The organism is Ruegeria sp. H9 (assembly GCF_056532915.1).
Genome location: NZ_JBQFNX010000001.1, coordinates 34,634 through 47,652, shown reverse-complemented (window position 1 = coordinate 47,652; position 13,019 = coordinate 34,634). Strand labels below are relative to the sequence as shown.

At 59.1% G+C, this 13,019-nt stretch carries 11 protein-coding genes; 4 read left to right on the top strand and 7 right to left on the bottom strand.

Translation table 11 applies throughout. From position 1 onward, the window contains the following. The first annotated feature begins 8 nt into the window (after positions 1–8). Complete coding sequence (gene yaaA, locus ACR0CZ_RS00205) at positions 9–779, top strand: peroxide stress protein YaaA (RefSeq protein WP_170394948.1); 771 nt, start codon at positions 9–11, stop codon at positions 777–779. Here yaaA and ACR0CZ_RS00200 read toward each other — a convergent pair. From ACR0CZ_RS00200 to ACR0CZ_RS00175, 6 genes are all read right to left on the bottom strand, one after another. Then, positions 770–1,231, bottom strand: coding sequence for a VOC family protein (locus ACR0CZ_RS00200; RefSeq protein ID WP_170394950.1), 462 nt, complete (start codon positions 1,229–1,231; stop codon positions 770–772). The two genes, yaaA and ACR0CZ_RS00200, sit on opposite strands and share 10 nt — an antisense overlap. Before the next feature lie 9 nt (positions 1,232–1,240). After that, entirely contained in the window at positions 1,241–3,454 is a 2,214-nt protein-coding gene (locus ACR0CZ_RS00195; RefSeq protein WP_170394952.1) for a response regulator, read from the bottom strand. Between the two features lie 67 nt (positions 3,455–3,521). Continuing rightward, on the bottom strand, positions 3,522–5,564 hold the full coding sequence (locus ACR0CZ_RS00190; protein ID WP_170394954.1) for a hypothetical protein: 2,043 nt from the start codon (positions 5,562–5,564) through the stop codon (positions 3,522–3,524). Then, complete coding sequence (locus ACR0CZ_RS00185) at positions 5,561–8,323, bottom strand: DUF4159 domain-containing protein (RefSeq protein ID WP_170466686.1); 2,763 nt, start codon at positions 8,321–8,323, stop codon at positions 5,561–5,563. Before ACR0CZ_RS00185 ends, ACR0CZ_RS00190 begins: the two co-directional genes overlap by 4 nt. Continuing rightward, positions 8,320–9,195 carry a DUF58 domain-containing protein gene (locus tag ACR0CZ_RS00180; protein WP_170394958.1) on the bottom strand — a complete coding sequence of 292 codons (876 nt, stop codon included), beginning with the start codon at positions 9,193–9,195 and terminating at the stop codon, positions 8,320–8,322. Before ACR0CZ_RS00180 ends, ACR0CZ_RS00185 begins: the two co-directional genes overlap by 4 nt. After that, the gene (locus ACR0CZ_RS00175; protein ID WP_170394959.1) at positions 9,192–10,199 is read right to left on the bottom strand and encodes an AAA family ATPase; all 1,008 of its coding nucleotides are present in this window, start codon (positions 10,197–10,199) and stop codon (positions 9,192–9,194) included. Before ACR0CZ_RS00175 ends, ACR0CZ_RS00180 begins: the two co-directional genes overlap by 4 nt. 64 nt (positions 10,200–10,263) lie before the next feature. Here ACR0CZ_RS00175 and ACR0CZ_RS00170 point away from each other — a divergent pair, with 64 nt between their 5' ends. Continuing rightward, entirely contained in the window at positions 10,264–10,842 is a 579-nt protein-coding gene (locus ACR0CZ_RS00170) for a DUF1285 domain-containing protein (RefSeq protein ID WP_480503076.1), read from the top strand. On the opposite strand, the gene ACR0CZ_RS00165 is transcribed toward ACR0CZ_RS00170, so the two are convergent. Next, a complete protein-coding gene (locus tag ACR0CZ_RS00165; RefSeq protein ID WP_480746693.1) occupies positions 10,767–11,780 on the bottom strand; it encodes a DMT family transporter in 1,014 nt (337 codons plus the stop codon). The two genes, ACR0CZ_RS00170 and ACR0CZ_RS00165, sit on opposite strands and share 76 nt — an antisense overlap. Before the next feature lie 173 nt (positions 11,781–11,953). Between ACR0CZ_RS00165 and ACR0CZ_RS00160 the strand changes: the two genes are divergently transcribed. Continuing rightward, positions 11,954–12,709 (top strand): TIM barrel protein, encoded by a 756-nt coding sequence (locus tag ACR0CZ_RS00160; RefSeq protein WP_170394963.1) that lies wholly within the window; start codon positions 11,954–11,956, stop codon positions 12,707–12,709. A 73-nt stretch (positions 12,710–12,782) separates the two neighbouring features. Beyond that, on the top strand, positions 12,783–13,013 hold the full coding sequence (locus tag ACR0CZ_RS00155; RefSeq protein WP_170394965.1) for a DUF2798 domain-containing protein: 231 nt from the start codon (positions 12,783–12,785) through the stop codon (positions 13,011–13,013). Positions 13,014–13,019: the final 6 nt, after the last annotated feature.

Here is a 13,019-nt window from a genome sequence, read left to right as displayed (position 1 = left end):
GGGCGGATATGCTGGTAGTGATTTCCCCGGCCAAGCGGCTGGATTGGGCTGAACGAAACGTCGAAGTGACACAACCCGATTTTCAGGATGACGCGATCCGCTTGTCGAAGACAGCACGCAATCTGACATTGGGCGATCTGAAAAAACTGATGGATCTGAGCGATGATCTGGCACGCTTGAACCGCGACCGATATCGTATGTTCTCGGACGCGCCAGATACGGAGATGACGCGCCCTGCCGCACTGGCGTTTGCGGGCGATACCTATCAAGGGCTTGAAGCCGCATCGCTGGATGCCGACGAAATGGCCTGGGCACAGGATCACCTGCGCATTCTGTCCGGGCTTTATGGCGTATTGCGCCCGCTGGATGCCATACAGGCCTACCGGCTTGAGATGGGTAGTAAACTGAAAACCAGACGCGGAAAAAACCTGTACGAATATTGGCGCGATCATCTAAGCAAGGTGCTTAACGCGCAGGCTGCCGAAACTGACAGCAAGGTTCTGGTGAACTGCGCCAGTCAGGAATACTTCGGCGCGGTCGACCTGAAGGCACTGAAGCTACCCGTTGTGACCCCGGTCTTCATGGAGGACAAGGGCGGCACCCCCAAGATCGTCAGCTTCTTCGCCAAGAAAGCGCGCGGTGCGATGGCACGCTACATCATCCAGCACCGCCTGACCGATCTCATTGGCCTGCTGGATTTCGACAGCGGTGGTTATGAATACAGGGCAGATCTGTCTGACGACTACAAACCTGTGTTTGTTCGCCCCTATCAGGCCTGATCGAGCAGTGAAGAGTCGTAGGCTACAAGCTCAACGGTGTTCCCTTCGGGGTCTTGGGTGAAGATACCGCGCCAGCCGATCCAGCCGAAATGCTCGACCCGATAAGGCTGGTCGATCTGGTCGTACCAGCGCATGACAGCATCCTGTTCGACAAAGGGCAGCGACAGCGCGATATGGTGCAGGGCCGAGGCGCCCCCTGTTACTGGCACCGCCGCGCCAGTCTGGCCCGATCCACGCTCAGAGCCAACAGATTGGTGAAACAGGGCCAGCACCTGTGTATGTCCACCAAACCCTTCGGCAATCCGAAAAAAGGTGATGGCGCTGTTATGGTCGCCTTGCAATCGCTGCAACCCGATCACCTTCTCATAGAAATACACCATTGCCGCCATATCGGCGCAGCGAATTGCAATCTCACCCAATCCCCGGGGGCGAAAACCGCGCTCATCTGACATAAATCGATCCTATTCCGTACTTTCACCTTCTGCACCGACCAATTGGGCATCGGCTGGACGATGTTCCAGTATCATCTTGTGGATCAGTTTCTTGTGCAACGGTTTGGTCAGATAATGATCAAGCCCGGCTGCCAGTATTCCCTGATCATCCCCTGTCATGGCATGGGCCGTCAGGGCCACTATGGGAACATGTCGATCCGTTCCGATCTCGCGCCGCCGGATTTCACCCGTCGCCTCTTTCCCATCCATCTTGGGCATCGAGATATCCATGAAAATCAGGTCCGGGTCGAAACTGGCGAAGGTTTCGATCGCCTCCAACCCATTGGAGACGAATCTCAAATCGATATTCAGATCTTTGGTCATCTTTTGAAGGATCAGTTGATTGGTTCGATTGTCCTCGGCTGCCAGAACCCGCATCAGCCTCTGATTCTGCGGAACTTGCGCATGAGTCTCGGGATCAGCGACGCAGTCGTCACTGCGATCCGACTTGAATACAGGAGCACCCAGCGCCATCAGCCGTGAATACAGCTCGGCGCGAGGAATGGGCTTTTGCAACACGCCGTCAATCAGGCGATGGGCCGGATCGGCATGAATCACACCCGGATTGGCCGACATCACCACAATTGGCAGATCACCCCATCCTTTGTCGCGCAGTGTTGTGGCGAGTTCCAGACCGTCCATGTCCGGCAGATCGTGATCGCACAGCACCAGATCAATAGTTTTGTCCATTGCAGTAAGCGCTTCAGCCCCTGTTGAACAGGTGAGCGCCTGAGACCCAAGGCGGCTCAGTTGCTTGGTCAAAATGGCGCGGTTGACGGCCATATCCTCGACCACCAGAACCTGGCCCAACTGCCCCGCCAGATCGGGCGGAACGGGCTGCGGACCTTCGGCCGTGGGCAGCGTGATACGAAAACCAAAGCAAGATCCTTTGCCCGCGTCACTTTCGACCCAGACGGCACCGCCCATCATCGAGATCAGCCGCTTGGTGATTGCCAGCCCCAAACCCGTGCCTTCGAATTGGCGGTTCTGAGCATCCTCAACCTGATTGAATTCACCAAAGATGTGCGGGACCTTGTCGGCTTTGATTCCGATACCCGTATCTTCGATGGCCACGTGGATGTCGCAGGTTTCAGTTGTCGCGTCAGGAACACCCGTCACCCGGATAAGGACATGGCCCTGCGCGGTAAACTTCACTGCATTGCCGACAAGGTTGGTCAGAATCTGCCGAATCCGCCCCGGATCACCCACAAAAAGCGTCGGCAGGAACAGGTCATAGTCCACCAGCAAGGTCAGGCCCTTGTCGCGTACGCTGGGTTGCAACAGCATCGCGACCTCAAGGATACAGCGCTCCAAATCGAACTGTTCGGGGTGCAGCGTCAACTTGTCGGCCTCGATCTTGGAATAGTCGAGAACATCGTTGATGATGACCAGCAAAGCCTCACCCGAATTGCGAATTGTGCTTACATAGAGCCTTTGTTCTTCGTTCATCGGGGTTTCGGTCAGCAGTTCGGTCATACCGACGATCCCGTTCATCGGCGTGCGAATCTCATGGCTCATATTGGCCAGAAAGGCGGATTTGGCGCGGTTTGCGGCCTCGGCCCGTTCACGTGCAGCGTCCAGCTCGGCCTCATGCCGGACCGAGGCTGTGATGTTCAACGCCAGGCTCAGCACGTCACCGCCGTGGCCCCGCTGATCAATCAGCCGGATATATTGGCTGTTCCACAACTGGATCACCTCGGGTTCGGGGTGCGGTTGCGCCCAGCGTGCAAGCATACGCACCTGCCAGTCCGCGATATTTTCTGCGCCGATATCCACGATCCCTTCATGGGTCAGAATTTCGAGAATACGCGTGTAGCTGATCCCCGGCGCGACCTCTTCCAGCCCATCGAAAACGCTTAGGTAAGCGGCGTTGGCACCGATCAGTGTGTTGTTGCCGTCGAAAAAGGCAAACCCGTCAGGGATGGTCTGGATCGAATGCCACAGGCGGCGTTCAGCCACTTCGATCTTGGCATTGGCTACGGTCAGATCGGATTTGACCTTTTCGTTTTCATCGCGAACCGTCGCAACCTCGGCCTGAGTCTCATCGATCTGACGTGTCAATGCGATAGCATGGCGTCCCAATTTGCGGTTGGCAGCAGACAACTCGGCCTGTTTCAGATGCAACAACCGCTCGGCCGCCAGTCGTGCGCGCCGTTCCTGCGCCAGTTTCTCAGCAAGACTCATGTAAAGTTTTCCCGCGATAATCTGCTCAGAGCATCGCGGTAGAGCATGAAAAAGTGCTTAAGCAGCGTTAGCGACGTCCCTCACGCAACCAACCGGCCAAGAGGAACCCACCGGCAAGCAACAGCACCAGCCAGGGTGGAAGCAACCCGGCCTGTGTAACATCGCGGGTTTCATAGGCGTCGCGCGGGGTCAGACCGATCCAGCCCCGACCTGCTGCCGGTCGGCCCGCACGGACATTCCGGATTGAGGGCAGACCCTCTTCCAACCGGATCGTTCCCCCGCGCAGGCTGGCCAGAACGGGGCTTAGAATCTCATCGGTCGCGATCGTGCGCTCGAATTCCTTTGGTGCAGCAGGACCAAGACCGATCACGGCAGAATGCGCACCCTCTTCCAGACGGTACAGGCCAATTTCAGGGCCGAAGTACTGCGCCTCGAACCGACCGGGCGAGACTTCGTTTAGCGTAATCTCCAAGGTGTCGCCGTTGGGGAGGGTGACGGTGACCGGGCCAACCTCATCCTCCAGCGTTTGACGGATAATACGCATGGACTGGCCGTTCGCTTCGGCCCACAGCGCCTCTTCCTCAAGCTCGGGTTCTTTCATCATCCAATGCGCCAGCCTGCGGAGTAGTTCCAACTGCGGGCCACCGCCCTCAAAGCCGCGGCTCCATAGCCAGGCGTGGTCTGATGCCATCAGCGCCACACGGCCTTCACCCACGCGATCCAACAGCAGCAACGGACGATCATCCACGCCGGTCATGAGCATATTGCCGGACAGCTGGCTGACATCGATCTGGCGCAGCCAAGCGCCCCAAGTCTCAGCATCGCCCAGATCAGCGGTAACCGGATGACGCTGGCCCAGATCGGTGACCATGGGCACGTACCGCTCCTCGTAAACCCGCGCACTGGGTTTTGCGGGCAGGACCGGCCCAAGCGGGGATCGGTACAGGCTGTCAGCCGTGGCAAAATCAGGGCCAGCAGCGACCAGCACCGCGCCACCATTGACGATATAGTCGCCAACATTGTCCAGATAGATCGCGGGCAGGATGCCGCGCCGTTTGTAGCGGTCAAAGATGATCAGGTCGAAATCATTGATCTTCTCCAGAAACAACTCTCGCGTTGGGAAGGCAATCAGTGAGAGCTCATCCACCGGTACGCCATCCTGTTTTTCCGGCGGCCGGAGGATGGTGAAATGGACCAAATCAACCGAGCTGTCAGATTTCAGCAGGTTGCGCCAAGTACGCCCGCCCGGATGCGGCTCGCCCGATACCAGCAGAACACGCAGGCGATCCCGCACACCGTTCATCTGGATCAGAGCCGTGTTGTTGCGGTCGGTCAGTTCGCCCTCGGCCTGCGGGACCGTGAACTGGATGACGTTCCGACCACCATGCGGCAGCGTGATCGGGAGCTCGACGTCCAGACCGATTGGAATGGTGAACTGCTCGGGTTCACCTCCATCGACGGATATCTCAAGCGGAGCGTTTGCAACTCCGGCAGGCGCAGCGCCAGTGTCTTCGACGCGCAGGGTCAGGGTCACGGGTTCACCGATAATGGCGAAGGCTGGGGCGTTACGCACGATCAGGCGCCGATCCCAATCGCCTTCGCGCCCGGTCTGCAACAGATGCATTGGAGCAGGCAGGTCGGGTGCCAGGTCTGCATCATGAACGATGCCGTCTGACACCACGATAATGCCCGCAATCCGCGCACGGGGTTCTTCGGCCAGCGCCGCGTTCAGCGCAGCCATGACCTGCGTGCCCTCGTCACCATCGCCGTCACCAACCTGGATGCGGCGCAGCTCGGTATTGTCTCGGGCTTCGATCTCGGTCGCGAGGTCGTTGGCAGCCTGAGCAGTCTGTTCGGCACGATCCGATAGGGTTTGACTGGCACTTTCATCTTCGATCATCAACACGATGTCGGTAAGCGGCGCGCGATCTTCGACCTGATAAACAGGACCGCTAAGCGCCCCGAGGATGACCAAGGTCGCCAAGCCGCGCAGGGCCCAGCCCGACAGACCGCGCCAAAGCGCCAGAACCACACCTGACATGGCAATCAATGCCACGGCTGCCAGAAACGGCCACGGGATTAGCGGGTCAAAGATGACGGTTCCGGTCATTGTCCCAACCTGTCCAAAAGCGCGGGCACGTGAACCTGATCGGATTTGTAATTCCCGGTCAGCACATGCATCACCAGATTAACCCCAAACCGATTGGCCAACTCGCGCTGCCGTTCTCCGGCATAACCGCGACCCACGGGCAATAGGGACTGACCGTTGCGATCCACCGCCCAGGCCCCGGCCCAGTCATTACCGCCGATCACTACCGGGGTCACGTTATCGTTGAGGTTTCGGAAGGGCATTCCTTCGATCTGCTCGGCATCGGGTGGCGCGGCTTCGACCCAGACCTCGGTGCCAGAATATCGTCCGGGGAAATCCTGCAGCAGATAAAAGGCGCGGGTCAGGACATGATCACGCGGGACAGGCTCTAATGAGGGGATGTTCAACGGGGCGGCCAGTTGTTGCAGCTTGCGCCCATTGGGGCTGGATGCCCCGAAACCGGCGATATCGGCGTCGCGCGTATCAAATAAAATCATCCCGCCCGAACGCAGATAGGCGTTCAGCTTTGCATAGGCTTCAACCGAGGGCTGCGGCTGGTCCGGAGTGACAGGCCAATAGAGCAGCGGAAAGAATGCAAGCTCATCACGTTCAAGGTCGATGCCAATCGGGTCGGCGGGTTCGACCGAAGTGCGAAAATGCAGCGTCTGCACCAACCCGCGCAGCCCGGCCAGCGCGATATCGTCGACCTGAGCATTCCCGGTAAGTACATGGGCCAGCACAAGCTCATGCGTCGCGTTCAATGCAAAATCGGTGTCTTCAGGGGTCTGTGCCCGCACCTCAGGGGCAAGGAACAGGGCAACAAGCGCAAATGCAACAGGGGTTGCCTTGGCCAAACGCCCCGACAACGCCAAAGAGGCAATCACATCGATTGTCAGCAACAACAGTGCAACGCCAAGCAACAGCCCTTCCAACGGAGTCTCATTGCTGACCTCCTGACCCCGGATTGGGACGTCAGACGGCCAGATCACCGGGGATAGTACAGCATCCTCGGCAAGAACATTCCGCGCCAGTTTCTGCTTGCCGTTTTCATAAAGCCCCGGGCGCAGGTCCGGCCCGATTTGCCCAGAAACCAGTTCGACTCCATCGACACCGGGCAGCGTTCCTGCGTCAGTCAAAACACCGAAGCCATCCATTATTTGAATCGGCTCCCATACGGTGCCCTGCATCTGAGCCTCTTGACGCGATTTGGCAGCAGAGGCAACGGCAAGCCGGTCGAGCATTTCGACAAACAGCCCGGACAGCGGCAGGCTGGACCATTCCGCATCAGCCGTGACATGGAACAGAACCACCTGCCCCAGCCCCAGCGGTTTTCGGGTCACCAATGGTGTGCCATCCGACAGTGACGCAATGACCCGATCCGCCAAATTAGGGTCTGGTTGTGCCATGACCTGAGTGGTCACAGAGACGTCCGCAGGAATCTCCAACCCATAGAACGGCGAGTTTTCAGTGAACGGAGCAAGCCCCTTCGCTTCACCCCAGCTCATGGCGCCGCCGACCGAGCGGCCACCGCTACGAAGTCGAACCGGCAACAGTGCATCCTCAGTATCGCGCCCCAGATCGCTGGCGGCCATGCGTGGGCCGGCAAAGCGCAGCAGTAGGCCGCCCTGTTCAACCCATTCGACGACTTCAGCCTGTTCCGACTCGGACAGCTTGGCCACATCCGCCAATACGATCACATCCGGGTTCGCGGGGAGAATCTCGGCCAGGCCGCCTTCGACAAAATCAGCGGTCGGAATCAGTACCTGTGTCAGGTAGTGAAGCGGCGACAGTAACTCTAACCCTTCGCGGTTCAGGGTACCTGCGATCAATGCCACTTCGCGCCGACGCAGGCTGTCATCTGTCAGTGTAATGGCACCGGCAGAGCGCTGGCCTTGAATCTCGAACCGTGTAATGCGTGCGCGCAGTTCCGATGGAAGCGCAAGATCAATTTCCGCCTGCGTAGAGCCGTTTTCGAACTCAAGATTGGTCGATTGCAGCACCCGCATTGCTCCTGCCGGGTCGCGCCCTTGCGCCAGAACGGTGACTCTTTCCTCTGGTCCTGGATTAGCGCGCTGTACGCTGAGTCGGATTGCGCCGTCCTGATAGGTGGCGGGCAAGATCGCGGTAACGGGTGCAGAGGATTGGTAGACAATCACGTCCCCACGCGCTTGTAGGGCAGAAGTCAAACGATCATGGCCGACATAGGACAGACGGTCGCTGAACCAATGGGTGTCGAAGCCACCTTCGACCTGTCCCAACGCGATCAGAGTTTGGTCAATCTGCGCTTGGGTTGGTTGCCACGGCATCGGTGTAAGGCCCGGCAGACGCCCACGCCACGCCTCGGCGGCCTGAAACACAGGTGCCTCAGGCTCAGTCAGACGCAAGATCGACACAGGACGACCCGCCCGCCCGGCTTCCGTCAATTGCGCATCAATCTGATCAAGTGTCGAGGACCAACGTGTCGCGCCCCCCCAGCTTGCATCCAGCACCAGCAGTAGCGGCCCGGATCCGGTCTCATCGCGTGAGGGGTTCAGCACCGGCCCTGCCAGCCCGATGATGATCGCTGCGGCTGCCAGCATCCGCAGTAGCAGCAACCACCATGGTGTACGGTCCGAAACGCTTTCATCATCCTTAAGGCCCAGCAACAAGGTAACCGCAGGGAACAGTCGGCGGATCGGCGCAGGCGGAACAGCGCGCAGGATCAGCCACAGGATCGGCAGGGTCAAAAGGCCCAGCAACACCCATGGCGCGGTAAAGCCGATGCCTGCAAGAACCGTCATTGCGCACCCCCATCTAAGGCGCGATAAAGCCACAACAGAGCCGATTGAGCACTGTCACCGGTGTGATGGAGCCCCATCTGCCATCCGGTCGCACTACAAAGCTGCGTCAGCGCGTCCTTACGCTGCGCAAGGCGATCCAGATAACGATCACGCAGGTCTGCGGCCTTCAAGGTTTCATGTCGAGCGGTGCCACCAACACTTTCAAAAATGGTACGTCCCGAATAGGGAAAGGACTCCTCGCTGGGGTCCAGAACCTGCAGCAACACGCCGCGCACGCCCCGGTCAGCGGCTTTGGTAAGGGCCAGCTCGACCTCGTCCAGCGGCCCAAGAAAATCCGAGATAAACACCGCACGCGCATGCGGGATCATGGCGCGGTGTTCGGGTGGCGCGTAATCGGTTTGCGCATCTTCAGACCAGGCTTGGGCCAGCCGAATGATCTGAGCATTCCCCCTGCGCGGGGGCAGCGTCGTGCCAGTCAGACCAACGCGCTCGCCACCACGCACAAGCAGGATAGCGGTCGACAGCCCCAGCAGGCGCGCACGATCGGCCTTGGTCGGCAAGTTCTTGTCCGAAGCAAACCGCATCGACGCGCCCTGATCGACCCAAAGCATGATCGACTGTGCAATCTGCCATTCGCGCTCACGTACAAACTGCTGATCACCACGGGCCGAACGGCGATGGTCGATCAACCGGCGACTGTCGCCAATCTGCGCAGGGCGGTACTGCCAGAAATCATCCCCCAGACCCGAGCGTCTCCGCCCGTGATCGCCCAATAACACGGTTCCGGCCAGATGCTCGGCACGCGCCAATAACGGCGGCAACCGGGACGCCTCGGCCTCGGAGCGTTCGCGTAGGGTCTGGGCGGCGCTCACGCCGCGGCCTCAGTTCGGACCAGCCCAGTAGCGGTGGACTCAATCAGGTCAGAGAGGCTGTCACCACGTGCCCGCGCCGCGAAGTTCAACGCCATACGGTGGCTGAGAACCGGACGGGCCATGGTCAGAACATCCTCGGCATTGGGGGCCAAACGGCCTTCCAGCATCGCATTTGCGCGCACGGTCATCATCAGAGCCTGCGCAGCGCGCGGTCCGGGACCCCAGGCAACAGTTTCCTTCACTCGCTCTGACACACCTGCCTCATCCGGGCGGAAGGCGCGGACCAGATCGAGGATCAGTTCGACAACCGACTCTCCTACAGGCATCCGGCGCAACAGAACCTGTGCGGCCAGCAATTCCTCTTTGGTGAAAATCTGATGCGCCTCGGCTTCCTCGACCCCCGTGGTAGCCAGCAGAATATCTCGCTCGGTCTGGCGATCCGGATATTCCACGTCGACCTGCACTAGAAACCGGTCCAGTTGAGCTTCGGGCAATGGATAGGTCCCTTCCTGCTCAATCGGGTTCTGCGTTGCCAGCACATGGAACGGTACGCCCAATTCGCGGTCTTCGCCCGCGACTGTCACCGTACGCTCTTGCATCGCCTGCAACAGCGCCGATTGGGTCCGGGGACTGGCACGGTTGATCTCATCCGCCATCAGCAACTCACAGAAAATCGGGCCGGAGATGAACCGGAAATGGCGGCTGCCATCTTCGGCAGTATCCAGCACTTCCGAGCCCAGAATATCAGCAGGCATCAGGTCCGGCGTGAACTGGATGCGGTTGCCATGCAGGCCCATCACGGTCGAAAGCGTCTCGACCAACCGCGTCTTGCCCAGCCCCGGCAGACCGATCAGCAGCGCGTGACCGCCGCACAAAAGCGCGGTCAGGGTCAGGTCCACGACCTTCTCCTGCCCGATAAAGCGGCGGGTGATCGAGGATTTGGCCTCTTGCAGCTTGTTTTCCAGCGCTTCGATCTCGGACACGAGGTCGGCAGGTTCGGACATGAGGTTCCCTTCCGTGGACTGTTATGATTGAAGTGTATCGCGCTGAGAGGAAATGGCAAAAGCAATGAGCGGACAAAAACCCGTGACCCCTTCACCAGACGGTCTGGCGGCTTCGGTCAAAGCGGCCAAAACGCGGGGTTTGCCGCCCGTTCACCTATGGAATCCTCCGTTTTGTGGCGATCTGGACATTCGGATCGCCAAAGATGGCACTTGGAGTTATCTAGGGTCACCGATCAACAGGGTCGAGCTTGTTAAGCTATTTTCCTCAATTCTTAAGAAAGAAGAGGGTAGGTACTTTCTCGTCACTCCCGCTGAAAAGGTGGGAATCACCGTCGAGGATGCGCCGTTTGTTGCCGTTGATTTTGAGCATGAGGGACAAGGCGAAGCCCAACGTCTGACTTTTACGACGCAAGTGGGCGATACAGCCATCGCCGGGCCCGATCACCCGATCCGCATTGTCCTAAATACGGAAACTGATGAGCCCTCACCCTACATATTGATGCGCGCGAATCTTGAGGCGCGCATTGATCGCAAGAGCTTTTACCGGTTGGTCGAGATCGCCAGACATCACGACGGTTGGTTTGGTGTCTGGTCGGACGGCCAGTTTTTCCCTCTGATCGCATCTGATGTGCTAGAGGATTGAACCGGTCGCGGCTTGCGGTCCTGCGCCAGCACGACTGCAAGCGCCACCAGCGACGCGCCCAGCGCGCGGGTCCAGTTCCAGTCCTCGCCCAGCGCCATCATGATCACCATCACATAAAATGGCGCGATATTGATGTGGAATGACGCCAGGGCGACCCCTAATTTTCCTACTGATGCTATGAAGAAAAACTGGCTCAGGCCCAGTGAGAACAGTGCGTAGAACACCAACATACCCATCTGCGCCACATCAACGGGGCGTGTAGGCAAGACCTCTAGCCCCAGCAATCCGGCTAACGGTACTAGAATGGCTGCGGTCGACAATCCTCCGACCAAGGTAATGGTGCTACGGCCCAACTGGCTAAGCTCGGGGAAGTCGCGCGCAGTGGCCATGCTGGCCCAACAGAACAGCGCGGTAGACACCACTGCGCACATCGCACCCAGTCCTAATTGTGCCGGTGCCACCGCGCTGGTGGCAATCAGGCCGCCAATGATTGAAATCACCAATCCCAGCGCAAAGCTCCAGCGCAATCGCCGCGTTCCCGCCACAAGCTCCATGATCGTAGCGATCAAAGGCGCACACGAGGCGATAATGGCAACGGTAACTGGGTCGGTCAGCTTCTGCGCCACAAGGATCAGGAACATCCCCGACCCTAGCCCCAAACCTCCAACCAGGAGGGCATGGCCCCAACGGGCGCGCAATACCTGAGCCGGTCCGTCCAGAATCAACCAGATTGGTACCATGACCAACACCGCAAGAGACATCCGTGCTGCGAACAGGGCGATAGGTGGCCAGCTTTGCAATAGGATCTCAGCCGCCGGGAAACCCGCCGCCCACGTCAGCATCGAAGCCACCGCCAGCGTATTTCCGGTGAACGCGGTCTGTCGACCGTCAGATACAGCTATAGCGGTCCCGCGCGCGGGTTCAGGGCTCATGGCCATCGTGATCAGACCTTATTGTTGGCGCGGCCCTCGCAACGGGATACCGCTCGAGCCTGATGGTCCCTGATTCGAAAGCCTTTATCTGGCCGATTTTCGACAATCTGTCGTTTTCAGTCTCTTTCACGTGGCCGTCGTGATCGCTAGGCTCTGCAAAGTTCGACACCGGATGCCCGATGCCCAGATTTGCCGCCAATCTTTCACTGCTGTTTACAGAACTGCCCTATCTCGACCGGTTTCAAGCCGCCGCGCAGGCCGGGTTTACGGCTGTTGAAATTCTCTTCCCCTACGACCTCGCGGCCAAAGAGACCCGCCGCGCGCTGCTGTCCAGCGGGCTTGATCTGGTGCTGATCAACGCCCCGCCCCCGAATTATACCGGCGGTGAACCGGGTTACGCCGCCATGCCCGGCAGCTCTGACAGGTTTAAGTCCGATATCCGGCGCGTTCTGCGCTACGCGGATGTGCTGCGGCCAGAGATGATTCACGTTATGGCCGGATACGCTTCCGGCCCCGAGGCCCTGCGTTGTTTTGTCGAGAACCTGCAATGGGCCGCCGACCTCGCGCCGGCACAGCGGTTTACAATCGAACCGCTCAACCCCGTATCGCAACCCGGTTACTTCCTGAACAATTATGATCTGGCCGCCGAAGTGCTGGACCGCGTCGACCGCGCAAATGTCGGCCTACAATATGACAGTTTTCATGCGCAGATGATCCACGGCGACGCGCTGGCGATTTGGCTCCGTTTTCAGCCCCGTATTGTCCATGCACAGATCGGGGCTGCGCCGGATCGCTCGGAACCCGGGCTGGGTACAATGGACTTTGCCGCGTTGTTTGCTGCGATGGACCAGTCGGATTACAGCGGCTGGGTCAGCGCCGAATACAACCCCTCAACCCGGCGGACTGAGGACTCACTGGCTTGGATACAGTATTAAACCCTGCATGAACGCTGGATTTTCAGACTGAAATGGCGCAATTGAGGGCATCGACACGCCAAGGATGCCTCGCATGATATCTGCCCGCTATGCCAATGCCCTGTTCGCCTTGATCATGTCCGGCCTGATGTCCTGCGTCGTCACCGGCATAGCCACGCTCAAAGCTATCGGCTTCAGCCCTTCAACACTCGGAGACTGGATGGCCTCTTGGGCCTTTTGCTGGCCTATCGCCTTTTCCGTCATCCTGACGCTGGGCCCTTTCGTAAAACGCCTGATCGCCCGCCTGGTCAGGCCAGAAGCCTGACCCGCT

Bases quoted from the DNA above. Each gene is read 5' to 3' on its own strand.
- ACR0CZ_RS00190 (WP_170394954.1), bottom strand. From the start codon at position 5,564: ATGACCGGAACCGTCATCTTTGACCCGCTAATCCCGTGGCCGTTTCTG.
- ACR0CZ_RS00160 (WP_170394963.1), top strand. From the start codon at position 11,954: ATGCCCAGATTTGCCGCCAATCTTTCACTGCTGTTTACAGAACTGCCC.
- ACR0CZ_RS00195 (WP_170394952.1), bottom strand. From the start codon at position 3,454: ATGAGTCTTGCTGAGAAACTGGCGCAGGAACGGCGCGCACGACTGGCG.
- yaaA (WP_170394948.1), top strand. From the start codon at position 9: ATGCTGGTAGTGATTTCCCCGGCCAAGCGGCTGGATTGGGCTGAACGA.
- ACR0CZ_RS00185 (WP_170466686.1), bottom strand. From the start codon at position 8,323: ATGACGGTTCTTGCAGGCATCGGCTTTACCGCGCCATGGGTGTTGCTG.
- ACR0CZ_RS00200 (WP_170394950.1), bottom strand. From the start codon at position 1,231: ATGTCAGATGAGCGCGGTTTTCGCCCCCGGGGATTGGGTGAGATTGCA.
- ACR0CZ_RS00165 (WP_480746693.1), bottom strand. From the start codon at position 11,780: ATGGCCATGAGCCCTGAACCCGCGCGCGGGACCGCTATAGCTGTATCT.
- ACR0CZ_RS00175 (WP_170394959.1), bottom strand. From the start codon at position 10,199: ATGTCCGAACCTGCCGACCTCGTGTCCGAGATCGAAGCGCTGGAAAAC.
- ACR0CZ_RS00170 (WP_480503076.1), top strand. From the start codon at position 10,264: ATGAGCGGACAAAAACCCGTGACCCCTTCACCAGACGGTCTGGCGGCT.
- ACR0CZ_RS00155 (WP_170394965.1), top strand. From the start codon at position 12,783: ATGATATCTGCCCGCTATGCCAATGCCCTGTTCGCCTTGATCATGTCC.